The sequence below is a fragment of the Sphingomonas sp. UYEF23 genome (assembly GCF_040546165.1).
Taxonomy (GTDB): domain Bacteria; phylum Pseudomonadota; class Alphaproteobacteria; order Sphingomonadales; family Sphingomonadaceae; genus Sphingomonas; species Sphingomonas glacialis.
Genome location: NZ_JBEPNG010000004.1, coordinates 189,113 through 213,680, shown reverse-complemented (window position 1 = coordinate 213,680; position 24,568 = coordinate 189,113). Strand labels below are relative to the sequence as shown.

General features: G+C 66.0%; 26 protein-coding genes. 14 read left to right on the top strand and 12 right to left on the bottom strand.

Features of this window, described 5'->3' with window-relative positions:
* Positions 1-3: 3 nt before the first annotated feature.
* Positions 4-684, bottom strand: coding sequence for a hypothetical protein (locus ABIB28_RS09885; protein WP_354288003.1), 681 nt, complete (start codon positions 682-684; stop codon positions 4-6).
* A 122-nt stretch (positions 685-806) separates the two neighbouring features.
* Between ABIB28_RS09885 and ABIB28_RS09880 the strand changes: the two genes are divergently transcribed.
* The 4 genes from ABIB28_RS09880 (at position 807) to ABIB28_RS09865 (ending at position 5,889) form a co-directional block, all read left to right on the top strand.
* Positions 807-1,466 (top strand): response regulator, encoded by a 660-nt coding sequence (locus tag ABIB28_RS09880; protein WP_322162673.1) that lies wholly within the window; start codon positions 807-809, stop codon positions 1,464-1,466.
* Positions 1,467-1,584: 118 nt separating this feature from the next.
* Entirely contained in the window at positions 1,585-3,054 is a 1,470-nt protein-coding gene (locus tag ABIB28_RS09875; protein WP_354288002.1) for a sensor histidine kinase, read from the top strand.
* 401 nt (positions 3,055-3,455) lie between these two features.
* Positions 3,456-5,408 (top strand): ribonucleoside-diphosphate reductase subunit alpha, encoded by a 1,953-nt coding sequence (locus tag ABIB28_RS09870; protein WP_354288001.1) that lies wholly within the window; start codon positions 3,456-3,458, stop codon positions 5,406-5,408.
* 85 nt (positions 5,409-5,493) lie between these two features.
* A complete protein-coding gene (locus tag ABIB28_RS09865; RefSeq protein ID WP_354288000.1) occupies positions 5,494-5,889 on the top strand; it encodes an endonuclease domain-containing protein in 396 nt (131 codons plus the stop codon).
* Between the two features lie 77 nt (positions 5,890-5,966).
* Here the strand turns inward: ABIB28_RS09865 and ABIB28_RS09860 are convergent, their stop codons facing one another.
* Complete coding sequence (locus ABIB28_RS09860; protein ID WP_133186647.1) at positions 5,967-6,227, bottom strand: DUF2171 domain-containing protein; 261 nt, start codon at positions 6,225-6,227, stop codon at positions 5,967-5,969.
* 133 nt (positions 6,228-6,360) lie between these two features.
* Between ABIB28_RS09860 and ABIB28_RS09855 the strand changes: the two genes are divergently transcribed.
* Genes ABIB28_RS09855 through ABIB28_RS09845 form a run of 3 tightly spaced genes read left to right on the top strand, consistent with a single transcriptional unit; the run spans position 6,361 to position 9,002 of the window.
* Positions 6,361-6,561, top strand: a complete 201-nt coding sequence (locus ABIB28_RS09855) for a hypothetical protein (RefSeq protein WP_354287999.1) — start codon at positions 6,361-6,363, stop codon at positions 6,559-6,561.
* Between the two features lie 57 nt (positions 6,562-6,618).
* Entirely contained in the window at positions 6,619-7,683 is a 1,065-nt protein-coding gene (locus ABIB28_RS09850; RefSeq protein WP_140851713.1) for a ribonucleotide-diphosphate reductase subunit beta, read from the top strand.
* A gap of 2 nt (positions 7,684-7,685) precedes the next feature.
* Positions 7,686-9,002, top strand: a complete 1,317-nt coding sequence (locus tag ABIB28_RS09845; protein WP_354287998.1) for a hypothetical protein — start codon at positions 7,686-7,688, stop codon at positions 9,000-9,002.
* Between the two features lie 15 nt (positions 9,003-9,017).
* Here ABIB28_RS09845 and ABIB28_RS09840 read toward each other — a convergent pair whose 3' ends face one another.
* The 4 genes from ABIB28_RS09840 to dxs form a co-directional block, all read right to left on the bottom strand.
* On the bottom strand, positions 9,018-9,293 hold the full coding sequence (locus ABIB28_RS09840) for a type II toxin-antitoxin system RelE/ParE family toxin (protein ID WP_354287997.1): 276 nt from the start codon (positions 9,291-9,293) through the stop codon (positions 9,018-9,020).
* A 1-nt stretch (position 9,294) separates the two neighbouring features.
* Positions 9,295-9,471 (bottom strand): antitoxin, encoded by a 177-nt coding sequence (locus ABIB28_RS09835; RefSeq protein WP_354287996.1) that lies wholly within the window; start codon positions 9,469-9,471, stop codon positions 9,295-9,297.
* Positions 9,472-9,724: 253 nt separating this feature from the next.
* Positions 9,725-10,423, bottom strand: a complete 699-nt coding sequence (locus tag ABIB28_RS09830; RefSeq protein ID WP_354287995.1) for a DUF6629 family protein — start codon at positions 10,421-10,423, stop codon at positions 9,725-9,727.
* A 606-nt stretch (positions 10,424-11,029) separates the two neighbouring features.
* Entirely contained in the window at positions 11,030-12,955 is a 1,926-nt protein-coding gene (gene dxs, locus ABIB28_RS09825) for a 1-deoxy-D-xylulose-5-phosphate synthase (protein WP_354287994.1), read from the bottom strand.
* Between the two features lie 117 nt (positions 12,956-13,072).
* On the opposite strand from dxs, the gene ABIB28_RS09820 reads away from it, so the two are divergent.
* Positions 13,073-13,612 carry a GNAT family N-acetyltransferase gene (locus tag ABIB28_RS09820; RefSeq protein ID WP_354287993.1) on the top strand — a complete coding sequence of 180 codons (540 nt, stop codon included), beginning with the start codon at positions 13,073-13,075 and terminating at the stop codon, positions 13,610-13,612.
* A 7-nt stretch (positions 13,613-13,619) separates the two neighbouring features.
* Here ABIB28_RS09820 and ABIB28_RS09815 read toward each other — a convergent pair whose 3' ends face one another.
* Together ABIB28_RS09815 and ABIB28_RS09810 are read right to left on the bottom strand one after the other, a co-directional pair.
* On the bottom strand, positions 13,620-14,078 hold the full coding sequence (locus tag ABIB28_RS09815; RefSeq protein ID WP_133186630.1) for a Fur family transcriptional regulator: 459 nt from the start codon (positions 14,076-14,078) through the stop codon (positions 13,620-13,622).
* 53 nt (positions 14,079-14,131) lie between these two features.
* Positions 14,132-14,524 carry a MerC domain-containing protein gene (locus tag ABIB28_RS09810; protein ID WP_133186628.1) on the bottom strand — a complete coding sequence of 131 codons (393 nt, stop codon included), beginning with the start codon at positions 14,522-14,524 and terminating at the stop codon, positions 14,132-14,134.
* 139 nt (positions 14,525-14,663) lie between these two features.
* On the opposite strand from ABIB28_RS09810, the gene ABIB28_RS09805 reads away from it, so the two are divergent.
* The 5 genes from ABIB28_RS09805 (at position 14,664) to ABIB28_RS09785 (ending at position 19,019) form a co-directional block, all read left to right on the top strand.
* The gene (locus ABIB28_RS09805) at positions 14,664-15,248 is read left to right on the top strand and encodes a hypothetical protein (protein WP_354287992.1); all 585 of its coding nucleotides are present in this window, start codon (positions 14,664-14,666) and stop codon (positions 15,246-15,248) included.
* A 60-nt stretch (positions 15,249-15,308) separates the two neighbouring features.
* Entirely contained in the window at positions 15,309-16,346 is a 1,038-nt protein-coding gene (locus ABIB28_RS09800; protein ID WP_354287991.1) for a COX15/CtaA family protein, read from the top strand.
* Positions 16,347-16,531: 185 nt separating this feature from the next.
* The gene (gene rplM, locus ABIB28_RS09795) at positions 16,532-17,011 is read left to right on the top strand and encodes a 50S ribosomal protein L13 (RefSeq protein ID WP_010185350.1); all 480 of its coding nucleotides are present in this window, start codon (positions 16,532-16,534) and stop codon (positions 17,009-17,011) included.
* On the top strand, positions 17,011-17,571 hold the full coding sequence (gene rpsI, locus ABIB28_RS09790; protein WP_133186622.1) for a 30S ribosomal protein S9: 561 nt from the start codon (positions 17,011-17,013) through the stop codon (positions 17,569-17,571). Before rplM ends, rpsI begins: the two co-directional genes overlap by 1 nt.
* Before the next feature lie 173 nt (positions 17,572-17,744).
* Positions 17,745-19,019 carry a sensor histidine kinase gene (locus ABIB28_RS09785; RefSeq protein ID WP_354287990.1) on the top strand — a complete coding sequence of 425 codons (1,275 nt, stop codon included), beginning with the start codon at positions 17,745-17,747 and terminating at the stop codon, positions 19,017-19,019.
* An 11-nt stretch (positions 19,020-19,030) separates the two neighbouring features.
* On the opposite strand, the gene ABIB28_RS09780 is transcribed toward ABIB28_RS09785, so the two are convergent.
* The 4 genes from ABIB28_RS09780 to ABIB28_RS09765 form a co-directional block, all read right to left on the bottom strand.
* Entirely contained in the window at positions 19,031-20,293 is a 1,263-nt protein-coding gene (locus ABIB28_RS09780; protein WP_354287989.1) for a dipeptidase, read from the bottom strand.
* A gap of 53 nt (positions 20,294-20,346) precedes the next feature.
* A complete protein-coding gene (locus ABIB28_RS09775) occupies positions 20,347-21,114 on the bottom strand; it encodes a metallophosphoesterase family protein (protein ID WP_189675761.1) in 768 nt (255 codons plus the stop codon).
* Positions 21,111-21,941 (bottom strand): diacylglycerol/lipid kinase family protein, encoded by an 831-nt coding sequence (locus tag ABIB28_RS09770; RefSeq protein WP_354287988.1) that lies wholly within the window; start codon positions 21,939-21,941, stop codon positions 21,111-21,113. The genes ABIB28_RS09775 and ABIB28_RS09770 overlap by 4 nt, the downstream gene beginning before the upstream one ends.
* A gap of 73 nt (positions 21,942-22,014) precedes the next feature.
* Positions 22,015-22,461 (bottom strand): MarR family winged helix-turn-helix transcriptional regulator, encoded by a 447-nt coding sequence (locus tag ABIB28_RS09765; RefSeq protein WP_354287987.1) that lies wholly within the window; start codon positions 22,459-22,461, stop codon positions 22,015-22,017.
* 122 nt (positions 22,462-22,583) lie between these two features.
* Between ABIB28_RS09765 and ABIB28_RS09760 the strand changes: the two genes are divergently transcribed.
* Positions 22,584-24,530 (top strand): OPT family oligopeptide transporter, encoded by a 1,947-nt coding sequence (locus ABIB28_RS09760; RefSeq protein WP_354287986.1) that lies wholly within the window; start codon positions 22,584-22,586, stop codon positions 24,528-24,530.
* Positions 24,531-24,568 lie beyond the last annotated feature (38 nt).

The window sequence follows — 24,568 nt, the reverse complement described above, 5'->3', positions numbered from 1 at the left end:
CCCTTACCGTGCGGAGTTCCCGGTTGCTGCAGGCGCTACCGGCGCTGCCGGAACGGCGCCCGGAACCACCGGGGCGACCGGAGCGGTCGTGCCCATCGCAGGCGGCGGCGGCGGCGGCGGAGCGTCGTTCGCGCCGGGGCCGCCATCGGGACCGGCGCCGGGTCCACGCGGACCGTGGCGCGGACCATCGGGCCCATCGGGGCCGCCCGGACCACCAGGTCCACCCGGTCCATGATGCGGCGGGCCCATCGGCCGCAGCGCGACGACCTTGCCGTCGGCGCCCACCAGGAACGAGGCGTGGATCATCCCGCGGCGATAATGCCCCTGGACGGTCACCGCCTGCCCGGCGCTGACGAGGCCGGTGCCGTCGCCCTGCCGCCCGAGATCGACCAGCGCACGCCCGCTGCCATCGGTCAGCACGAACATCGGGCCATAGGTTTCGGCAACGCGGCCGCGCACGCTGATCACGCTGCCATTGTCGGTCAGCGAGCGGATCGCCACCGCCTTGAGCGGCGCCATCTCGACCGAAGGGCCGGTCATCTGTGCGATCGTCGCGCCGCCGCCGACGCCGAGCGCGAGCAGCGCCGCGCCGATCACCGCGGTGCGGACGGGCAGCTTGCGGCGCGGGCGGTCGTCCGCCACGGTATCGTGAGGGGCCTGGGGGCCTTCGATTTGGTCGGTCATCATTGCACTCCTGCGTGGTTGATGCCCGCTTTCTACGGGAGCGTTCCGACACCGCGCTGAACTTGTCGGTTCAGTCTCGGTTTAAGCAGTCCGCCTAGCGCGCGGTGCAAAGGACTGAGGACATGCGGATCTTATTGGTCGAGGACGACACGGCGCTCGCCGAGGGAATCGCGAAAGCGCTGCGCGCCGAGCATTTCGCGGTCGACGTCGCCACCAACGGCGAGGATGGCGCGCATCTCGGCGATACCGGCGGCTATGACGCGGCGGTGCTCGATCTTGGCCTGCCGATCAAATCGGGGATCACCGTGCTCGAGGAGTGGCGCGCCGCGGGGCGCGTGCTCCCCGTACTGATCCTCACCGCGCGCGACGGCTGGTCGGAAAAGGTCGCGGGCTTCCGCGCCGGCGCCGACGACTATCTGACCAAGCCGTTCCGCGTCGAGGAACTCGTCATGCGGCTGCGCGCGCTGGTCCGCCGCGCGACGGGCAATGCCGCGGCGCGGATCGTGTGCGGGCGCGTCGCCTTCGATTCGCTGACTGGGCAGGTCGAGCTCGACGGCCTCCCGCTGCGGCTCACCGCGCTCGAATGGCGCGTGCTCTCGGCGCTGATGCTGAGGAAGGGCGTGGTCGTCGAGCGGCTGTATCTGCTCGACCATGTCTATGAAGGCGATTCGGATCCCGATTCGAACTCGCTCGAAGTGATCATCGGGCGGCTGCGCAAGAAGATTGGCGCCGAGGCGATCGAGACCGTCCGCGGACGCGGCTATCGCGTGGTGGAGGGGTGAGCGGCCCCGCCCTCTTCCGTCACCCCGGCCTTGTGCCGGGGTCCACTTCGCCCCTCGCGCGGCAGCCGGTGTTGGACGGTGGGCCCCGGCACAAGGCCGGGGTGACGAAAGGGCTGACATGACCCTCCTCCCCCGCTCGCTCTACGGACGCCTGCTCGTCACCGCGCTCGTCGCGACGCTCGCCGCGCTCGCCTTTGCCGCGGTGACGATCGGCGCGGTGCTCGATCGCTTCGTGATGCACGGGCTGGACGACCGGCTCGACGCGCAGATCGCGGTGCTCAAGCAAGCCGTCCGCCCCGACGGCAGCATCGACCGCGTGCGGCTCGTCCTCGCCGCGCCCTATGACGATCCGCAAGGCGGCTGGGGCTGGCGGATCGATGCGCCGGGCCGCACGATCACCTCGCCCGCCGCGCCGGCCCTCGCCGCGCTGCAAGCGCGCGGCCCGCGGCGCGCACCGCCGCCCGCTTTACCGCCGCTTTCCCTGCCAGCGCCCTCCGCTCCCTCATCCGTCGCGTCAGCGCTGATCGGCCCACCGCCCCCGCCCGATGGCCCGCGCGCACACGGCGACGGCCCGCGCGACCACGACGGTACGCAAGCGCTCGACTGGCATGGCGAGGATGGCATGCGCCACGCGCGCAGCCTGACGCTCGCCACCCCGGCGGGCGCGGTGCGGATCACCGCCTCGGCGCCGCGCGCGCTCGTCGATCGCCCGCTCCGCGCGGCAATGGCACCGCTGCTCGGCTCGCTGCTGCTGCTCGGCGTCGCGCTGGCGACAGCGACGCTGGTCCAGCTCCGCATCGGCCTTCGCCCCTTGAAGACGATGCGCACCGGCCTCGCCGCGATCCGCGCCGGAACCGCGCGCGCGCTGCCCGAGGACCAGCCGACCGAACTCGCGCCGCTCGCACGCGAGATCAACGCGCTGCTCGACGAAAATGCGACCGCGCTCGCCAATGCCCGCGCCCACGTCGCCAATCTCGCGCACGGCCTCAAGACGCCGCTCGCCACACTCGCGCTCGCGCTGCCGCCGCACGATCCCGACGGCACGCTCGCCGCGCAGGTCGCGCGGATCGACCAGGCGGTGCGCCACCATCTCGGCCGCGCGCGCGCCGCGACGCCGGGGAGCGGCCTGCGCTTCGCAACCCCGCTCGCCCCCGTCGTCGGCGATCTGACGACCGCGCTGTCGCGGATCCACGCCGATCGCGGCGTCAGCGCGACCGCAACGATCGATCCCGCGCTCAGCGTCGCGGTCGACCGGCAGGATCTCGACGAGCTGATCGGCAATCTGCTCGACAATGCGTGGCGCTTCGCCGCCGCGCGAATCACGATCGACGCCGCCCCCGCACCCGATCCGCGCTTCATCCGCCTCAGCATCGCCGATGACGGCCAGGGCATTGCGCCCGCGGCGCGCGCCGCCGCGCTCACCGCCGGGCAGCGACTCGACGAACGCGGTGATGGCCACGGCTTCGGCCTGTCGATCGCACACGACCTCGCGACGCTCTATGGGGGCTCGCTGGTGCTCGATGCAGCATTGCTCGGTGGTCTCGATGCGATCGTTACGCTGCCGACGACGCTTTTCTCCGAGGCGTGAAAATATTGTCACGTTCCCGCTTCGGTCTCTTGCGTTTGAGCGAAGCCAGCTTTGACCGCGCGTCGCGGTATCCGGCCTGGCCCGCACGCCCGCGAAGCGTCGCGGATTAGCGACGAACCGAGTCCCCAATCTGTCATTTACCGTCTTGTGTCTCCGCGCGATCCGGCACAATCTGTAGGGGTTGAGTTCGGGGGCGAACCCAAGAGCTAGTGAATCAGACGCCGCAACCCTATATTGCGGTAATGATCTGGACTGCGATTGTAGCGCGGGACGGTCTGTTTTTGTTCTCGCGTTTGCCCACGGAATGCTATGCTGGGAGCTCGCTTCCCGATTCGAACGGATCGGGAACAGAGGCGGTCCCGGTCGACACGATTTTGAACGAGTTTACAGGGACGCGAAACATGGATTTTCGGGATACCGGGGAAGTGAGTACCGACATGGCCACCGATATGATCGAGGCGCTCGCCGCCGCTGCGGCACCCGCCGACGACGCCGCCAAGGACGGTCGCGGCACCGCCGATCGCAAGCTCGCCGCGCGGGGCGATTCGAAGGAAATCCACGTCCAGCTCTATCCGGTCGAGGTCGATCATTCGCGCGATGCGCTGCTGACCGATTTCGGCAAGGACACGCTGCGCGATCGCTATCTGCTCCCGGGCGAGACCTTCCAGGATCTGTTCGTGCGCGTTGCCTCGGCCTATGCCGATGACGGCGCACATGCCCAGCGGCTCTACGGCTATATCTCGAAGCTGTGGTTCATGCCCGCAACGCCCGTTCTGTCAAACGGCGGCACCGGGCGCGGCCTGCCGATCTCGTGCTTCCTCAATTCGGTCCCCGACAGCCTCGGCGGCATCGTCGACACGTGGAACGAGAATGTCTGGCTCGCGTCGCGCGGCGGCGGCATCGGCACCTATTGGGGCAACGTCCGCGGCATCGGCGAGCCGGTCGGCCTCAACGGCAAGACCAGCGGCATCATCCCCTTCGTCCGCGTGATGGATTCGCTGACGCTCGCCATCTCGCAAGGCTCGCTGCGGCGCGGGTCGGCCGCCTGCTATCTCGACATCTCACACCCCGAGATCGAGGAGTTCCTCGAAATCCGTAAGCCCTCGGGCGATTTCAACCGCAAGGCGCTCAACCTCCATCACGGCGTGCTGATCACCGACGCCTTCATGGAAGCGGTGCGCGCGGGCGAAGAGTGGAATTTGACGAGCCCGAAGGACGGCTCGGTCCGTGCGACGGTCGATGCGCGCGGCCTGTTCCAGAAGCTCGTCGAGACGCGGCTTGCCACCGGCGAGCCGTACATCGTCTTCGCCGATCACGTGAACAAGGGCATGCCCAAGCATCACCGCGACTTGGGGCTCAAGGTCTCGACCTCGAACCTGTGCTCGGAAATCACGCTGCCGACCGGCAAGGACCATCTCGGCAACGACCGCACCGCCGTCTGCTGCCTGTCGTCGCTCAACCTCGAGACGTGGGACCAGTGGAAGGACGAGAAGGGCTTTATCGAGGACGTGATGCGCTTCCTCGACAACGTCCTGCAGGACTTCATCGACCGCGCCGAACCCGGCATGGAGCGCGCCGCCTATTCGGCGATGCGCGAGCGCTCGGTCGGCCTCGGCGTGATGGGCTATCACAGCTTCCTCCAGGCGCGCGGCCTGCCCTTCGAGGGCGCGATGGCCAAGTCGTGGAACCTGCGGATGTTCCGCCACATCAAGGGCCAGGTCGACGAAGCCTCGATGCACCTCGCGACCGAGCGCGGCCCCTGCCCCGACGCTGCCGACATGGGCGTGATGGAGCGCTTCAGCTGCAAGATGGCGATCGCGCCGACCGCGTCGATCTCGATCATCTGCGGCGGCACCTCGGCGTGCATCGAGCCGATCCCGGCGAACATCTACACGCACAAGACGCTGTCGGGCTCGTTCTCGATCAAGAATCCGTATCTCGAAAAGCTGCTGATCGAGAAGTCGAAGAACTCGGACGCGATCTGGAACTCGATCCTCGAGCAGGGCGGTTCGGTCCAGCATCTCGATTTCCTCAGCCAGGACGAGAAGGATTGCTACAAGACGAGCTTCGAGATCGACCAGCGCTGGCTGATCGAGCTCCAGGCCGATCGCACGCCGTTCATCGACCAGTCGACCTCGCTCAACCTGTTCATCCCCGCCGACGTCGAGAAGTGGGACTTGCTGATGCTCCACTTCCGCGCGTGGGAGCTCGGCGTGAAGTCGCTCTACTACCTGCGCTCGAAGAGCATCCAGCGCGCTGGGTTCGCCGGCGGGGTCGAGAACGACAACACGATCGAGAAGCCGCAATACGAGTTCGAAACGACCGATTACGACGAGTGCCTGGCGTGCCAGTGAGGTGACGGACGGAGCGCCTCCTGACCGTCCGCCCTGTCCCCTTGTGGGAGAGGGAAAGGGCCCGCGCCCGCAGGGCGTGGGAAGGGTGACGGGGAATGCGGACGGCCTGACCAAGCGTCAGTTGCTGCCCGCGCTAACCCCGTTCCGCTCGCGCGACCTCCGCCGCAACGCCACCGAGCCGGAAAAGCACATGCGTCGCGCGCTCCGCTCGGCCTTCCCGGACGCGAAGTTCCGCTTCCAGGTGCCGCTCGGGCCGTATCATGCCGATTTCTGCTCGCACGCCGCACGGCTGGTGATCGAGATCGACGGCGCCACCCATGCGCAGACCGCGACTTCGGACGAAGCGCGCACGCGCTTCATCGAAGACGAGGGCTACAGCGTGCTGCGTGTCTGGAACACCGATGTGATGGCGAACGTCGACGGCGTGATCGCGGCGATCGCACCGCATCTGCCGGACATGTGCAAAGGGGCCACTCAATGACTGAGCAGCCCCCTCACCCTTCCCACGCCTGCGGCGCGGGCCCCTTCCCTCTCCCACAAGGGGAGAGGAAGGCGGGATCATTTCTCTTCTTCGAAGGTCACGGCGACATCGCCGTTCGCCGAGAGCCGCACCTTGCCGTCCTCGACATCGGCGACCAAGCCGAGCGAGATGTAATGGTGATGCCCTTCATGCGAACCCGAGCCTTCGTTGACCTGCGCGCCCGAATCCTTCTTGGTCAGCTTGATGCGGCCGCCCTCGACATGGTCGACGGTGCCGACATGGACGCCGTCTGCGCCGATGACTTCGGCATGTTCTTTGATCTGCGATGCGTCGACCATGATGGTAGCTCCTGTGCTATGATTGCGATCCCCCAACGCGCCGTTGGGGCATTGGATGCACGAGGCATAGCATGATCCCATCATTACGCATCCGCAACGCCTTCCATGCGGTCCGCCCATGCGAGGATCGGCGATGACCCTGTCGATCGGCATCATGTACGCGGTCGCTGCGCTGTTCACGGTTGTAGGCGCCGGCCTGCTGCTGTCGCTCACGCGGCCGAGCGCACCCGGCAAGGTCTACGCCTTCCGCATGATCGGCATCATGGCGCTGTCGCTCGGCATCGTGCTGCTGATGTCGGCGAGCGCGATGTGGCGCTGGAGCGTCGCCGCATGACCCCGTTTCACCCCCAGTTTTAACCCATCCCCAGATACAGTCCCGGAGTAACCCCCAATGTCCCTCACCGAAGCCCGCAAGCAGTACAAGCCGTTCGAATACCCCTGGGCGTTCGATTTCTGGAAGCGCCAGCAGCAGATCCACTGGATGCCCGAGGAAGTGCCCTTGGGCGAGGATTGCCGCGACTGGGCGCAGAAGCTCAGCGACCATGAGCGCAACCTGCTGACGCAGATCTTCCGCTTCTTCACCCAGGCGGATGTCGAGGTGCAGGATTGCTACCACGAGAAATACGGCCGCATCTTCAAGCCGACCGAGATCAAGATGATGCTCGCCGCGTTCAGCAACATGGAGACGGTGCACATCGCCGCGTACAGCCATCTGCTCGACACGATCGGCATGCCCGAGAGCGAATACGGCGCCTTCCTCGAATATAGCGAGATGAAGGACAAGCACGATTACCTGCAGACCTTCGGCGTCGACACCGACGAGGACATCGCCAAGACGCTCGCGATGTTCGGCGGCTTCACCGAGGGGCTGCAGCTCTTCGCCAGCTTCGCCATGCTGATGAACTTCCCGCGCTTCAACAAGATGAAGGGCATGGGGCAGATCGTCACCTGGTCGATCCGCGACGAGAGCCTCCACTGCGAGGGCATCATCAAGCTGTTCCACGCCTTCTGCGCCGAGCGCAACTGCATGACCAAGTCGGTGCGCGACGACATTGCCGACATGTGCCAGCACACCGTCCGGCTCGAGGACAATTTCATCGATCTCGCGTTCGAGATGGGCCCGGTCAACGGCATGACCCCCAAGGAGATCAAGAAGTACATCCGCTACATCGCCGACTGGCGCCTGGGACAGCTGGGGATGAAGCCGATCTACATGATCGACGAACACCCCCTCCCCTGGCTCGCGCCGATGCTCAACGGCGTCGAGCACGCCAACTTCTTCGAACAGCGCGCCACCGAATATTCGAAGGCGGCGACGCGCGGGAATTGGAACGAAGTGTGGGACGGGTTCGACAAGCGCCAGAAGGCGAAGGCGGGTGTCGGGGTTCCGGTGGCGAATGAGGATGCTGGCGACGCGGGGGATATGTTCTCGCGCGCGGGGGTTGCGGCGGAATAATGGTGCGCGCAACCGAGGTCTTCGTACCTAGCGACTTTCCAACGATAACCTACGTCGAAAGGCAAGACGAGAAGCTAGAGAAAAGAGTTCGGGACGCCATTGAAACACCAAAATCGCCAATCTCAATTTCGGGCCCCTCAAAGACCGGCAAAACCGCCCTGGTCCGAAATATCGTCGGAGAAGAGAATTTAATTCATATATTTGGCACCCAGATCGAGGCTCCGAACGACCTCTGGGAGGCCATACTTAACTGGATGGCCACGCCGACTTCCACCGCCGTAACAACCGGTGCGGTGGAGTCGGTAACTCCGAATGCAAGCGTAAATGCAAGCATTAGCATTCCCGGCTTTGGCTCCGCCGGCGTCGGGGGTGGCGTGTCGACAACGACCTCTGCCAACAGCAACATGACATCCACGCAGCAAAATCGCGGCATGGCTGGTGTAGCTCGTGAAATAGCAAACAGCGACTTCATCGTTTTTTTGGATGACTTCCACTATATCCCCCGCGAGTTGCAAAGCTCAATCGGAAGGCAAATCAAAGCAGCAGCAGAAATTGGGATAAGGTTCTGTATCGCGTCGGTACCCCACAGGTCCGACGACGTCGTTCGCTCCAATCATGAACTTCGCGGACGAACCATAAATATCGACACGTCATTTTGGACGTCTTCCGACCTCGTCAAGGTTGGAACTCAAGGATTTTCTGCACTTAACGCAGACATAAAAATAGATGCGATACAGAGATTTACTCAAGAGAGCTGCACATCTCCGCAGATTATGCAGGGCCTTTGCCTACAGTTATGCTTCGACCTCAATCTCCGCGAGAGTAATGAGTTTGCGATAAAAGTGGATGTTTCAGACGACGACCTCAAGAAGGCACTTGAGCAAACATCTACTAGATCTGATTATACGTCGCTTATTAAGCAGATGCATGCCGGACCTCGAATCCGGGGAACCGAGCGCAAAGAATTTAGCTTTTCGGATGGTACAAAAGGCGACGCCTATCGGGCGTCGCTCCTCGCGCTGGCCGAAGACCCACCAGCGATGGAGTTCAATTATGCAGATCTCCTCGCCAGAATAAGCTCTGTTTGTATTGACGACAAACCTGTGGGAAGCAGTATCACTGAGTCACTAAAGCAAATTGCAGGCTTTGCCGAACAGATGCATCCGACCCAACGCATAGTCGAATGGGATCCAGATGCTGCTTCTGGAACGTTCGCGATAATTGATCCTTATTTTTTGTTTTTCTTACGAGCTAGTGAGCTAATTGATACTCTGGGTCAAAAGAAGGAAATAAAGGAAATAGAGCCAAAGTTTCTTTGAAGATTGAGACCCGCGTTACGTCTCTTCATTCCGCGCACCATGGCGGATACGTAGGATAATCACCCGCTCCGCCTCGACACGATAGCGCAGCACATACGGCCATACTGTCGTCATTTCGCGTTTGCCGCCGCCCGCATCCCGGCCGCGTTCGGAAAACTCAGCTAAGCTATCCGCCACGGCGATCAGCCGCTCGCCCAAGGCTTGCGCCGCGCCTGGATTGAACGTCGAGATATACGCGACGATCGCTTCGAGATGCGCAATCGCGTCATCCGTCCAGACGATCTTTCGCAACTCAGTCGCCGATGCTCGGCCGTGGCAACGGCGCGTCACTGCCCCAGGATGCGACCCAGCGCTTCACCGCATCATGGCTTATCAACCGGCCTGCCGCGACATCGGCCTCGGCGCGTTCGTCCGCTGCCGCTTCGGCGGCGGGATCGACAGACTCGAACAGGGTTGGCTTCGGATCCATGCTTGCGAGCATATCACCGTTTGCGCATCACGAAAATCGTAGTGGCGGCCCGTCCCCGCCGGCGGACCATTCCTTCACTTCCCCGGCGAAGGCCGGGGCCCAGTAGCGAAGGTGGCTGCAAGCGAGCACAACGCCCGAATTTCCATGCGCTCTACTCCTCGGCCCCGGCCTCCGCCGGGGAGGCGCAAGGGGATGGGCGGCCTCAAGCCCCTCACCCGATCCCACGTTCCGCGAATTGAAACGCGCGGTCCCCTCACCCCCGCAACCACGACAGCACAAACGGCCGCCGCGGCGCACTCGTCCCGTTAGGCGTCGCCACATCGATGTCCTGCCGGTTGAACTGCCGATACAGCACCACGCTCAGCACCGCGGCATAGAAGCACCACACCGACGCGAACGCATAGCCCTTGATCAGATGCACGATCGTCAGCCCGATCACGTTGAGCAGCCCATAGCCCCGCACCACGCGGTGCGTCGACAGCAGCAGCGCCCCGCACGTCGCGAGGATGTAGAGCAGCGACACCCACATCTGGCTGGTGATCGGGTTGGTATAGGTGATCGAATGCTGCTCGATCACCGCGCAGGTCGGCGCGACGACGAGGCCGGTCATGTCCCACGCGAACACCACCGCCCCCACGCCGCACAGCGCCAGGATCGCGCGCCGCCGCCACCCCGGCGGCTCCATCAGCACCACCGCGACGGGCATCAGCAGCGGCAGGATCCCGATCGCATAGAGCGTGAAGAGGAACACGCTATGGTCGACCGCCGTGGCCCCGAGCCGCCCCTCGAGCGCGAGCCACACCATCCCTTCGGAAAACTGGTGCACCGCGAACAGCAGCGGCACGCACGCGAAGAGCAAGGCGCGCGGCTCGCGGACATGCCGTAGCGTCGCCACCCCGACCACCCCGAGGACCGCCGACGCGGTAAAACTGGCGGTGGCCGAAAAGCACATGAGCACAGACCTTCACGAGCAGGAGAGACGTCCGCTCTGGGGCGCACCGCCGTGGAATGCCAGCAGGATTTCGCGGCGGCCGCGACGCGACCCCCGGCGGCGACCGGGCCCGTCGCGGTCGCGCGCTAGGCGTGCGAAGCCGCCGCCACACGGCAGCCTCACCCTCGGCCGCGGCGATGCTGCCAGCCAACGCCCGCGTTCGACGCCCGATCACCGATCGAACCGCTGCCGCTATAAACCACTGTCCTACACGAACCAATTAGGTTATATAGTGCGGATCTCAGATTTCACGGAACCGGTCATGCCGATCCTCACGCTCGCCAAGACCCTATCCCGTCGCCCCGGCGAAGGCCGGGGCCGCGTCGCTCTCGCGCGCATCGCCGGTTCGGTCCCACCACAGAGCGGCCCCGGCCTTCGCTGGGGCGACGGGATGGGATGTCTGCCCGCGATCATCACAAAAACGGAAACGATCGCGATCGAAGACTCACCGTCCAGGGGTCAATCGAGTCAAGCACGCACTCGGTTCGTCGCACCGTCCGCCGGATCGACGCCGCACCCCACCCGCCGGCGTATCCCCACCACCGCAGGGATCCGCCGCCGCGCCGTTCAGGCGCGCGCGCCCTCGACGACGCTGCTCGAATTGTGCCGCAGCGCTTTCAGCACGGTCTCGACGATCGCCTCGGCATCGAGCCCGGCCTGGGCATATTGCAGCTCGGGCTTGTCCTGGTCCTGGAACGTGTCGGGCAGCCGCATCGTGCGCAGCTTGAGCCCCGCGTCGATCAGCCCCGAATCGCTGGCGAAGGTCAGCACATGCGCGCCCAAGCCCCCGACGGCGCCTTCCTCGATCGTCACCGCGACTTCGTGCGTCGTCAGCAGCTTGCGGATCAGCTCCTCGTCGAGCGGCTTGGCGAAGCGCAGATCGGCGACCGTCGTCGACAGCCCCTTCGCCTCGAGCGCCTCGGCCGCGCGCAGCGCCTCTTCGAGCCGCGTGCCGAGCGACAGGATCGCGACCTTGTGCCCCTGCCGCACGATCCGCCCCTTGCCGATCTCGAGCGCCTCGGCAACCGCGGGAAGCGCGACGCCAGTGCCGTTGCCGCGTGGATAGCGCACCGCGATCGGCCCGCTGTCATGCAGGATCGCGGTGTGCGTCATATGCACCAGCTCGGCTTCGTCGGCCGGCGCCATCACCACCATGTTGGGCAAAGTGGCGAGATAGGCGAGATCGAACGACCCGGCATGCGTCGCGCCGTCGGCGCCGACGAGGCCTGCGCGGTCGATCGCGAAGCGCACCGGCAGGTTCTGGATGCAGACGTCGTGGACGACCTGGTCATAGGCGCGCTGGAGGAAGGTCGAATAGATCGCGCAGAACGGCCGCATCCCCTGCGCGGCAAGACCCGCGGCGAAGGTGACGGCATGCTGCTCGGCGATGCCGACATCGAAGAAGCGCTCGGGATGCGCCTTGGCAAAGGCGTCGAGCCCGGTGCCCGACGGCATCGCCGCGGTGATCGCGCAGATCCGCGGATCGGTCTCGGCTTCCTTGGAAAGCTGCGCGCCGAACACGTTCTGATACTGCGGCGGACCCGGGGGTGCCTTGGTCTGCACGCCCGAGATGACGTCGAACTTCTGGACGCCGTGATACTTGTCCGCCGCGGCCTCGGCCGGGGCATAGCCCTTGCCCTTCTTGGTCACGACATGGACGAGGATCGGGCCCTCCTCGGCATCGCGGACATTCTCGAGCACGGGGATCAGCTGGTCGAGGTTATGGCCGTCGATCGGGCCGACATAATAGAAGCCGAGTTCCTCGAACAAGGTGCCGCCCATCGCCATGCCGCGGGCGAATTCCTCGGTCTTGCGCATGCCCGTCGCGATCGGCTTGGGCAGCCGCTTGGCGAGTTTGCGCGCCAGATCGCGGAAGCCGAGGAACTCGCGGCTCGACACGATGCGGCTGAGATAGGCAGACAGCCCGCCGACGGGCGGGGCGATCGACATGTCGTTGTCGTTGAGGATCACGACCAGCCGGTTGCCCGCCTGCGCCGCGTTGTTCATCGCCTCATACGCCATGCCGGCGGACATCGCGCCGTCGCCGATCACCGCAATGCCCTTGCCGGGCTTGTCGGCGATCTTGTTCGCGACGCCGAAGCCCAAGGCCGCCGAGATCGAGGTCGAGCTGTGCGCCGCGCCGAACGGGTCGTATTCGCTCTCGGAGCGCTTGGTGAAGCCCGACAGGCCCCCGCCCATGCGCAGCGTCCGGATCCGGTCGCGCCGGCCGGTGAGGATCTTGTGCGGATAGCATTGATGCCCGACGTCCCACACGAGCTTGTCGTTGGGCGTGTCGAACACATAGTGAATCGCAACCGTCAGCTCGACCACGCCGAGCCCCGAGCCCAGGTGGCCACCCGTTACGCCGACGGCTGCGATCGTCTCCTGGCGGAGCTCGTCGGCAAGCTGGCGAAGCTGGGTGGGGGCAAGCGTCCGAAGATCGGCGGGAATGTTCACCGTGTCGAGCAGCGGCGTTTGGAGAATATCGACCATCCGGCCTGCTTAGCGCGGTGCAATCCGCCTGTCGATTACCTCGATTGCGCTGCGCACATTCTTGACGCGCCGTGCGTCGCGGCATCACATCGCGCCGATCGTACCGGGGGAAATGCCATGACCGCGCTTAGCCATCGCCTTGCGACCGAGGCCGATATCCCCGCGATCGCCGCGTTGATGGAGCGCGCGATCGCCGAGCTGCAGCACGGTTTCCTGTCACCCGATGAGATCGCCGCAAGCCGGTTGAGCATGGGACTCGACACGCAACTGATCGCCGACCGCACCTATTTCGTGGTCGAGCAGGACGGCCAACTCGCGGGCTGCGGCGGCTGGAGCTACCGCGCGACCCTCTATGGCGGCAATGCCGGCGCCGCGCCGCGCGATGCGCGGATGCTCGATCCGGCGACCGAGCCTGGCCGGATTCGCGCGATGTACACCGACCCCGGCTTCGTGCGCCGCGGCATTGGCCGCTTGGTGCTCGGCCTCTGCGAAGCGGCTGCGCGTGGCGCTGGCTTCACGCGGGTCGAGCTGATGGCGACACTGTCGGGTGAGCCGCTCTATCGCGCCGCGGGCTATCAGGAGATCGAGCGCGTCGCCAAGATGGCCGATCGCGGCACGCCAGTGCCGGGGTTACGCATGGGAAAGGATCTTGGCTGAGCGCGGCTCAGCCGCAGTCGGCACACTTGCCGCGGACTTCGATCACCGGCCGCACCGGCGAGAACCCGGCGGCTTCCGCTGCCGAGCGCACGCCCTTGGTGATCCGGTCGTCATCGAGGTGCGTCGTCTGCCCGCAGCTGTCGCACACCAGGAAGATGCAGTCGTGGAGACAATCGGGGTGCGCGTTGGCGATATAGGCGTTCGAGCTCTCGACTCGCCGCGCCAGATTGGCACCGACGAACAAGTCGAGGATGCGGTACACGCTGTTTGCGGCAACGCGCCGCCCCTCGGCCTTGGAGACCGCCTCGGCGATGTCATAGGCCGATGCCGGCTTGTCGAACCCGGCGAGCGCGCGGAAGATTTGCGCGCGCATCGCGGTCCATTGCTCGCCCGAGCGTTCGAGCGTCGCCTGCGCGGCGACGGCGAGATCGGCGCCTTGCGGCTCGGCATGATGATGTGTGGCCATGCGGTCGAGATAGGCGGTGCGGGCCCTCCCCGCAACGGCGCGACTCAGGATGGTCAGTTGGCGGCGCGGCGGTTGAGGTCGTGGCCGAGCGCGAGCGTCGCCACACCGATCAGCGTCCACACCGTCTCCATCCCCGATCCGTCATGCGGCAACGAGATCGCGCCCGCCATCGTGCCGAGCCCGGCCGAGCCGACCACCGCGGGCATCATATAGCCATGCGTGAAGATCCCGCGCCCGAGCGCAAACACGCCGAAACCGATCGCGATCGTCAGCCCGATCTCGTGAAACAGCGGGTTAAGCAGCAGCCCGCCCGCAGTCGAGGCCAGCGCGATGAACACCGAGCTCGCGATGCAATGCACCATGCACAGCCCCGACAGGCCGATCGCCATCGTGTCGAACCGCTGTTCGATCCAGCGGATTGCGGGGGTGTGGGCGAGAGTCGTCATGCTGGACGCCATGTGGCATGTCGAGGGTCAGGTTACAACATATCATCGACGAATTTTTGTGGTGGCCTATCGTCGGACTGGCGTGCTGCCATGCCGCATCGCATGATGGTGCGTGAACTGCATCGGGTCGGGAGTGGAAATGCGCTGCGCTATCGTCGGCCTGATGCTGTGGGCGACCCCCGCGTCGGCGGCCTCCCCCGCCCCGGCCGAACCCGCCACGCGGCCCGCGCCCGTAGCGCAACCCGCCAGCAACCCAGAGATGACCGCGCTGTTCGACGCAGACCAAAAGGCGCGCGACACCCCCGCCACGATCGACTGGAAGGTGCTGTGGCCAGCGGATCGCGCCCGGCGGGCGCGGACGCAGGTGCTGCTCGACACGGGCGCCCTGCACAGCGGGGACGATTTCTATCACGCGGCCTATCTGTTCCAGCATGGCGAGACGCCAGCGGATTTCCTCAAGGCGCATACGCTCGCGGTGGTCGCAACCGCCCGCGGCAAACCCGAGGCGGTGTGGATCGCCGCAGCGACGCTCGACCGCTATCTTCAACGGATTGGTCAGCCGCAAATCTATGGCACGCAATTCCAGCGCGCGCCGGGACACGCCTGGACGCAGGAGCCGTATCAGCGCGAGTTGCTGTCCGATGCGCTGCGCCAGGCGACCAATGTCCCGCCGCTGGTCGATCAGGCAAAGCAACTCGAGGGCTATCGACACCAGCCCGGATAACCGTCCCCCGTGGCAGTTTGTCCAATCGACGCGCCGCCGACAACGGCGTAGGGTCGCACGATGCTCCAGGCGTCTTCGCTCCCCTCCACCGTCCGCCCGCGGACGCTCTCCACCTGGCTGTTCGTCGTGGCCGCGCTGATCGTCGCGATCGTCGTGATCGGCGGGATCACGCGGCTGACCGAATCGGGGCTGTCGATCACGTCATGGAAACCGCTCAGCGGTAGCATTCCCCCGATAACAGATGCGCAGTGGCAGGCCGAATTCGCCAATTACCGCACGATCCCGCAATACGAGGCCTTCAATCAGGGAATGACGCTCGCCGGCTTCAAGGCGATCTTCTTTTGGGAATATCTCCACCGCATGCTTGGCCGCGTGATCGGCCTCGCCTTTCTCGTGCCGCTGGTGTGGTTCGCGGTGCGGCGGCGGATCCCGCGCGGGTATCTGGTGCGGCTCGTCGCTTTGTTCTCGCTGATCGCGCTGCAGGGCACGTTCGGCTGGCTGATGGTCCGCTCGGGGCTCAGTGGACGGACCGAGGTCGCGCCCGGCTGGCTCGCGACGCATTTGCTCACCGCCTTGTTCACGCTCGCCGGCATGGTGTGGACCGCGCTCGATCTGCGCGCGCTCGCCGACAACCGGCTGGCACGCCCTGCCCGGCTGCGGCTGATCCCGGCGATCGCGATCGTGCTGCTGTTCGCGCAGATCCTGTTCGGCGCGCTGACCGCTGGCCTGCGCGCCGGCTACGCCTTTTCGAGCTGGCCGCTGATGGGCGACGCGATCTTCCCGATGGCGACGCCGTTTACCGATCCGCTGTGGCGCAACCTGTTCGACAACCCGATCGTCGTCCAGTTCGTCCATCGCTGGCTCGCCTTCGCCGTCGCGTTCGGCGTGATGATGCTCGCCGCGCGCGCCCGCCGCGCCGGGGCGCCGCGCCTTGGGCTGGCGCTGATCGGCCTGGTCTGTGCGCAGATCGTGCTCGGCATCGTGACCTTGCTGAGCGGGGTCGAGATCGCCGTTGCGGTCGCGCACCAGGCCAATGCCGCCCTGCTCGTGATCGCGACCGCCGCGGCGGCGCACGCCGTCGGCCGCCGCGCGATCTGACCCTCCGCAAAGCGCTCCGGTATCAGAATACCCGTCAGCAAACCCGCACTTTGCTTGACTTTCGCAAGGCCAAGCAGCAATAGCGCCACCAACGGTGCCGTCCTGCCCGGGTGCCCATGACGCTCAGCTTCATGGGAGATGGGGGGCGGCATCTGTCATTTTAGCATGTAAAGGTCACAAGCCCCATGAAGGCGCTGATGAAGACCACCAAGCCGGCGTTGCCGCATGAGGTGGAGAAGAAATGGATCATCGTCGATGCCGACGGTCTGGTCGTCGGCCGTATGGCGTCGATCATCGCGAACATCCTGCGCGGCAAGCATAAGCCGAGCTTCACCCCCCACGTCGATTGCGGTGACAATGTCATCATCATCAACGCGGACAAGGTGCGGTTCACGGGCAACAAGCTCAAGGACAAGATCTATTACCGCCACACCGGCTATGCCGGCGGCATCAAGGGCGTCGCGGCCGGCAAGATCCTCGAGGGTCGTTTCCCCGAGCGGATCATCGAAAAGGCCATCGAGCGGATGATTCCGCGCGGGCCCCTGGGTCGCGCCCAGCTGCGCAACCTGCGCGTCTTCGCTGGTACCGAGCATCCGCACGAAGCGCAGAACCCCGAAGTCCTCGACATCGGCAGCATGAACCGCAAGAACAAGGTGGGTAACTGATGTCCGACAACCGCCAGTCCCTCGCCGATCTCGCCGGCCTGACCAACACGCCGGCACCGGTTGCAGCGCCTGCCGCTGCAACGACCGCGCCTGCCACCGGCGAAGATTACGTTGCTGCCCCCGCAGCGCCGACGCACGAGCCGATGCCGCTACGCGAGCAGATCCTCGACCAGTACGGCCGCGCCTATGCGACCGGCCGTCGTAAGGACGCCGTCGCACGCGTCTGGATCAAGCCCGGCACCGGCAAGATCACGATCAACGGCCGCGACCAGGAAGTGTATTTCGCACGTCCGACGCTGCGTCTCGTCATCAACCAGCCGTTCGGCGTGACCGAGCGTGACGGTGCCTATGACGTCGTCTGCACCGTCAAGGGCGGTGGCCTCTCGGGCCAGGCCGGCGCGGTCAAGCATGGCATCAGCCAGGCGCTGACTCGTTTCGAGCCGATCTTGCGTGCGCCCGTCAAGGCAGCCGGGTTCCTGACCCGCGACAGCCGCACGGTCGAGCGTAAGAAGTACGGCAAGGCGAAGGCCCGTCGTAGCTTCCAGTTCTCGAAGCGCTAAGCTTCCACGAAACTGTGGTACGCAAAGGGGCGGTCCGGCAACGGGCCGCCCTTTTCGGTTCTGGTCGACCTGCTCGGCATACCGCGAGCCGGTTGGGCGCGATCTTGCATTGCCACGCTGCCATGCCGAAATACGCGACAGCACCAGAAAAAACGACAAAGGGAAGTCCGGGTTTGACCGACGATCGCGCGCCGCAGGCGACCAACCAGACCGCCTTGCTCGACGGGCCATCGGACGACGTCGTCGAGACGACCGACTGCGCATCGAACGAGCCGACATCGTTTGCCGAAGCGATCGAACAGGTCGGGGCCGGGTCGCTGCTCGGTTACCGCTTGCAGCAACAGGCGATCCTGTCCGATTTCGGGCTGTTCGCGCTGCAATGCCGCGACAATGAAGCGCTGCTCGCCAAGGCTGCCGAAATGGCCGCCGACGGGATGCAGACCAGCCTGTGCAAAGTGCTCGAGTACCGCGCCGAACAGCACGACTTGATCTTCCGCGCGGGCGTGGGGTGGCGCGCCGGGGTGATCGGCAAGGTCAGCCTCGCCGCCGACGACAAGTCCCCCGCGGGCTTCGCCTATCAGAACGGCACGCCCGTCATCTCGAACCATCTCGAGGGCGAGGAGCGCTTCCGCACGCCGAAGATCATGGTCGAACACGGCGTACGCCGCGCGATCAACGTGCTGATCTCGACCACCGCGGGCCCGTGGGGCGTGCTTGAGGTCGACAGCCCGAGCGCCGGCCAGTTCGAGGCCGCCGATATCGCGTTCCTCCAGGGCTTCGCCAATTTGCTCGGCGTCGCGATGGACCGCCAGGAGGGCGAACGCCGCCTCGCCGAAGCGATCGATTACCAGAAGGTGCTCGTCCGCGAGGCGAGCCACCGCGTCAAGAACAGCCTGACGATGCTGTCGAGCATCCTCCATCTGCAATCCCGCAGCAATCCGCTCCCCGAAGTCTCGAGTGCGCTGAACGAGGCGTCGGGCCACGTCATCGCGATCGCCCGGACGCACGATCAATTGTGGCGCCAGGATACCGGGCGGATCGAGATCCCCGCGCTGATCAAGGATCTGTGCGCGAGCCTTTCGACGCAGCTCGCCACCGTCACGCTGGAGTGCAGCGCCGACGACATCTCGCTTCATGCCGACCAGGCCGTTGCTGTCGGTCTGCTGCTCACCGAGCTTGTCACCAATGCCGCCAAATATGCCTATGGCGATGCCGGGGGGCGCGTCGTCGTCACCGCGAAGGCGCAGGACAGCGCGATCGTTGTGACCGTGCGCGATTTCGGCAAGGGCTTGCCCGAGGCGTTCGACCTGACGAGCCGATCGTCGACGAGCCTGGGTATGCAGCTGATCCGGACGCTGGTGCGCAGTCTCGACGGCGTGATCGAGGCCGGATCCGATGGGGGGGCGTGGTTCGCCATCACCTTTCCGGCAAAGCCAGCGCACGGCTGAGACCGGCGCGTTTACGTCCCGTCGAGTTGCGCGATCGTCGCGGTCGCCGCGGGCTCGCCCTTGAGCGCGAGTGCGGCGCGCTCGGCGCCCGCCATCACGCGCAGGATGTTGCCGCCCGCCAGCTTGGCGAGATCGCGGTCGCTCCACCCACGCCGCGCCAGTTCGGCGAGCAAGGCGGGATAGGTTTCGACGCCGTCGAGCCCTTGCGGCAATTCGCTAAGCCCATCGAAATCGGATCCGATCCCGACATGGTCGATCCCCGCCACCTTGGCGATATGGTCGATATGGTCGGCGACCATCGTCAGCGTCACCGCTGGCTTGGGGTGCGCCAGCTCCCACGCCGCCAGCGCCGCCTTGGCCTTGTCGGGTTGGCCGATATAGAGCCCGCCGAACGGCGGCGCGTTGTAGCTGGCGATCTCGCCATTGTGCGCCGCCTCCCATAGTCGGCGCTGCTCCGAGACGTAGCTCGGCGCGAAATTGACCATCACGATCCCGCCATTGGCGGCGAGCAGCTTGAGCACGGCGTCGGACACGTTGCGCGGATGATCGCACAGCGCGCGTGCGCTCGAATGCGAGAAGATCACCGGTGCGCTCGACACGCGCAGCGCGGCGCGCATCGTCGCTTCGTTGACGTGGCTGAGATCGACCAGCATGCCGAGCCGGTTGAGTTCGTGCACCACCGCCTCGCCGAACTTGGTCAGACCGCCATGCTTCGGATCGTCGGTCGCCGAATCGGCCCAGGCGATCGTCCGCGAATGCGTCAGCGTGAGATAGGATGCGCCGAGCTGGCGATAGGCGCGCAGCACGGCGAACTTGCCGTCGATCTGCCCCCCGCCCTCGACCCCGAGAAGCGACGCGATCCGGCCCTTCGCCTGGATCCGCCGGACGTCGGCAGCGGTGGTCGCGGCCTCGAACACGGTCGGATAGCGCGCGAAGATCTGCTGCATCAGCCCGATCTGCTCGAACGTCGCTTCGACCTGCTGCGGCCCGGGCAAGTTGGCATCGACATAGACCGACCAGAATTGCCCGCCGACGCCGCCCTTGCGCAGCCGCGTTATGTCGGTGTCGTATTTGGCCGGGTCGAGCGTCGTCAGATCGAGCGTCCAGCGCGCGTCGCCGGCGCGGCCGACGAGCGTCTCGGCCCAGTCGTTATGCCCGTCGATCAGCGGCGTGTCTTTCAGCACGCGCGCGACGCGAGCGTCGATGTCGGACGGCGCTGCAAAAGCGGGTGCTGTGGCGAGCAGGAGCGGCGCGAGAAGGAGAGCTGTTTTCATTACGCCAGCGTATCGCGCAACGGGGGCGTTACAAGCCCTTCGGCATGCCCGGATTATTCCGCGCGTTCCCGCTCGAGCGGACGATCGGGCGCCGGCGTCATCGTCCGCAGCAGCACGTCGAAACGCCCGTCGGCAATGCGGATTTCGTTGAACGAGGGCGGCGTCGTGCGCGTGCGTTCGGACAGCGTCCCTGCGCCGATCATCCGCACCACGGTGCCATCGACGCTATGCGCAATATCGAACGGATCATGGACATGTCCGGTCAGCACCGCATCCGCCCCGGCGTCGGCCAGCGCCCGAAGCGCAGCCGCGCCGTTATGCGTCTGCGCAGACATCCGCGTCTCGGGTTCGACCAGCGGATGATGACAGGCGATGAAGACCAGCTTTCCCGCAGGCACTTCGGCCAGCAAGGCCAGCGTGCGATCGAGCGCGCCGCGGCTGACCTTGCCCTTCGACCAGTTGAGCCGCCATTGCGCGCGCGCCGTCGTCACGAGCGGGACGATCGCGACGCCGGGCAAGTCGAGCGGCTGCTCGACCATCCGTTCGATTTTGCTCATCCGCCGATAAGGTCGGAAGAACCGGTCGATCGGGTTGAAATAGGGCAAATCGTGATTGCCGACTTCGACCGTCACCGGCACGCCGAGCCCCTGCAACCACGCGAGCCCGGCGGAGAACTCGCGGCGTCGTGCGCGCATCGTCAGGTCGCCCGTCATGATCACCGCGTCGGGCTGCTCGGCCTTGACCAGCCCCCCGAACCAGGCGACCGCTGCCGCATCCTCGCGCCCGAAATGCACGTCGCTGACATGGAACAGCCGCATCACGCGTCCTTCTTGGTCGTAATGAAGAGCTCGCGCGTGGTGCCGAGCCGGATCGTGCTGCCGGGTTCGAGCATCACCGGTTCGCCGTCGACCAGCGCGAGCGCGGGCTTGTCGCCGCGTGTCCGGAATTGCTCGGCATGGCATTGCGTGACCTCGGACGCCTCGACCCAGTCGCCGGTCACCCATTCCCAGCCGAGCCGCGTCAGCGCGCGAAAATCACGCGCGTCGATCGCCGCGATATCGAGCCGCCCTGGCTCGGCCCGTACCAACACCGCTTGCGCGCCGTGCTTGAGGCCAGGCACGCCGTCGAGCCGGATGCCGTGACCGAACGTCCGTCGCCACGCCTGGCGCAGGGCGCGACCCAATCCCCGCAACCGCCCCGCCCGCACCAGCTCGCGCGCGCGGACCCAGGTTGCGGCCGGCCCGAGGATCAGCCCGACCAGCGCGCGATGCTCCGGCAGGTCGACCACCGGAAGCGCGATCTTGCGACCATGGGCGATCGCCGCGGTGACGATCGCCGCAGGGTCGGTCGAGCCGTGGAGCATCTTGGCCAAAAGGTTCATGGTGCCGCCGGGCAGGATCAACACCGCGCCGCGCCATTCCGCCAGCGCGCTGACCGCCGCATTGATTGTCCCGTCCCCCGCGAACAGCACTGCTGTGTCGACGTCAGCCGCATCGAGCGATTCGGCGGTCGGCAAGGGGTCGCTCGGGAAAGCGGTGCGTCCGACCAGCGTCAGCCCCTGTCCGGCGAACGACGCCGCGATGGCATCGGCCTTGGCGGGGGTCGCGGTGCCCGATTTGATATTGGTGATGAACCACAGTCTCTGCATGGCGCGCTCAACGCACAGCGCGGTCAGAAGTGACGCCTGCGCAACGGAAAAAAAACGCGACTTCGCGCGGCAATTACGCGTTGGCGGCGTCCTTCGCAGGCTGTGCATCGGACAAATTGGCACGGATCTGTTGCAAGGTCGCGATTACGAGCGCCTGCTCGGCATCCGAGACCCCCGCCAGCGCACTGCCGAGCATTTCGTCGGCAAGATGCCCGAGATCGTCGAGCAAAGGCCGCGCGCGCTCGGTCAGGTAGATTTGCCACGCGCGCCGGTCGCTCGGATCGCGGCGCCGCTCGACCAACCCGGCTTCCTCGAGCCGGTCGATCATCCGGCACGCGGTGATCGGCTCGACCTCGAGCATTTCGGCCAGCCCGCCCTGATTGATCCCCTCGCCTCGCTGAAGAAACTTCAGCACGCGCCACTGCGTCCGCGTCACGCCAATCGCGCGCGCGCGCTCGTCGAAGCGACGGCGCATCAGTCGCGAAACGTCACTGATCATGAAGGCGATCGAATCTTGCATGGCACGCGGTATAATAAGCATGCTCAAAATATCCAGCGTTTCCTCGATCCGTCCTGGGCGCCGCGCGATATCCCGCGCAAAAAGCGCTGTCGTTCAGGGCGTCGCTTGTGCGAGATGGGGCGATGACTGACTCTCGTCCCGCCCCGATCGCCGAACTCACGCTGCGCGGCGTGCTGCTTGGCGGGCTCATCACGCTGCTGTTCACCGCCGCCAACGTCTATCTCGGGCTCAAGGTCGGGCTGACCTTCGCGACCTCGATCCCCGCCGCGGTGATCTCGATGGCGATCCTCAAGCTGTTCAAGGGATCGACGATCCTCGAGAACAACATCGTCCAGACGGTCGCCAGTGCAGCGGGCACACTCGCCGCGATCATCTTCGTGCTGCCGGGGCTGGTGATGATCGGCTGGTGGCAGAACTTCCCCTATGTCCAGACCGCCGCAATCACGATGACCGGCGGGATCCTCGGCGTCATGTTCTCGGTGCCGCTGCGGCGTGCGCTCGTCGTCGATACCGACCTGCCCTATCCCGAGGGTGTCGCCGCCGCCGAAGTGCTCCAGATCGGCGCCGGATCGCGCGAGGGCGAGGCCGAAGCCCGCCAGGGATTGCTCGTTTTGATCTGGAACAGCATCGCCTCGGCGGCTTTCGCGATCTTCACGCAGACCAAGATCATTACCGATACCGCCGCAACCAGCTTCCGCGTCGGCGCCGGCGCGACGGGAATTTCGGGCAGCCTCTCCTTCGCGCTGATCGGCGTCGGGCATCTCGTCGGCATCTCGGTCGGCGCGGCGATGGCGCTGGGGCTCGTGATCGGTTGGTTCGTGCTCGTGCCGATGCTGACCGCGGCGCATCCCGCGCCGGGCGACATCGCCGACTGGGTCAACACCGTGTGGAAGGGCGACGTGCGCTTCTTCGGCGCGGGCGTGATCGGCATTTCGGCGATCTGGACCCTGGTCAAGATCGCCGGCCCCGTGATCGGTGGCGTGCGCTCAGCACTCGCCGCCAGCGCCGCGCGCGGCAAGGGCGAGACGCTCGCGCTCGAGGAACGCGATTTGCCGATCGCCTGGGTCGCGCTCGTCGCGCTGCTGACGCTGCTGCCGATCGGCTGGCTGTTGTGGGACGTGATCGCGGGCGGCGCGCTGGTCGGCTCGGCATTCCTGCTGATCGCGGGGGCGCTGGTGTTCGTGCTTGTCGCCGGGCTCATGATCGCGGCGGTGTGCGGCTATATGGCGGGGCTGATCGGGGCGTCGAACTCGCCCGTGTCGGGGATCGGTATCCTCGCGGTGATCGGATCGTCGCTGATGCTCGTCGGTCTGTTCGGGCAGAACCCGGGCGCCGACACGACGCGCGCGCTGATCGCCTATGCGCTGATCGTCACCGGGATCGTGTTCGGCGTCGCGACGATCTCGAACGACAATCTGCAAGACCTCAAGACCGGACAACTGGTCGGTGCGACGCCGTGGAAGCAGCAGGTCGCGCTGGTGATCGGCGTGGTGTTCGGATCGCTGATCATTCCGCCGGTGCTCAACGTGCTCAACAGCGGGATGGGGTTCGTCGGCGTCCCCGGCGCTGGGCCGAACGCGCTTGCGGCGCCACAGGCTGGGCTGATCTCGGCGCTGGCGAAGGGTGTGCTGTCGGGCGATGCCAATTGGACGATGCTCGGCTATGGCGTCGCCGCGGGCGTCGTGCTGATCGCGCTCGACGAGCTGCTTGGTCGGCTCCGGCTGTTGCGCCTGCCGCCGCTCGGCGTCGCGCTCGGCATCTACCTGCCGATGGCGGTGATCCTGCCGACCGTGCTCGGCTCGGTGTTCGGCTGGTTCTACAACCGTTGGGCACACCGCAGCGCGAACCCTGAGGTTGCCGAGCGGATGGGGACGCTGACCGCGACGGGCATGATCGTCGGCGAAAGCCTGTGGGGCGTGGTGTTCGCGCTGGTCGTGTGGCTGAGCGGCAGCGATGCGCCGCTCAAGCTGATGTCGGGCCACGAGACCGAGGCGTTGATCGGGGGGACGCTATTGTTCTTCGCGATCGCGGCGATGCTGTATCGCCGCGCGGTGGCGGCGACGCGCTGACCCCCCCCTCCCTTTGGGAGAGGGTGGCCGAGCGCAGC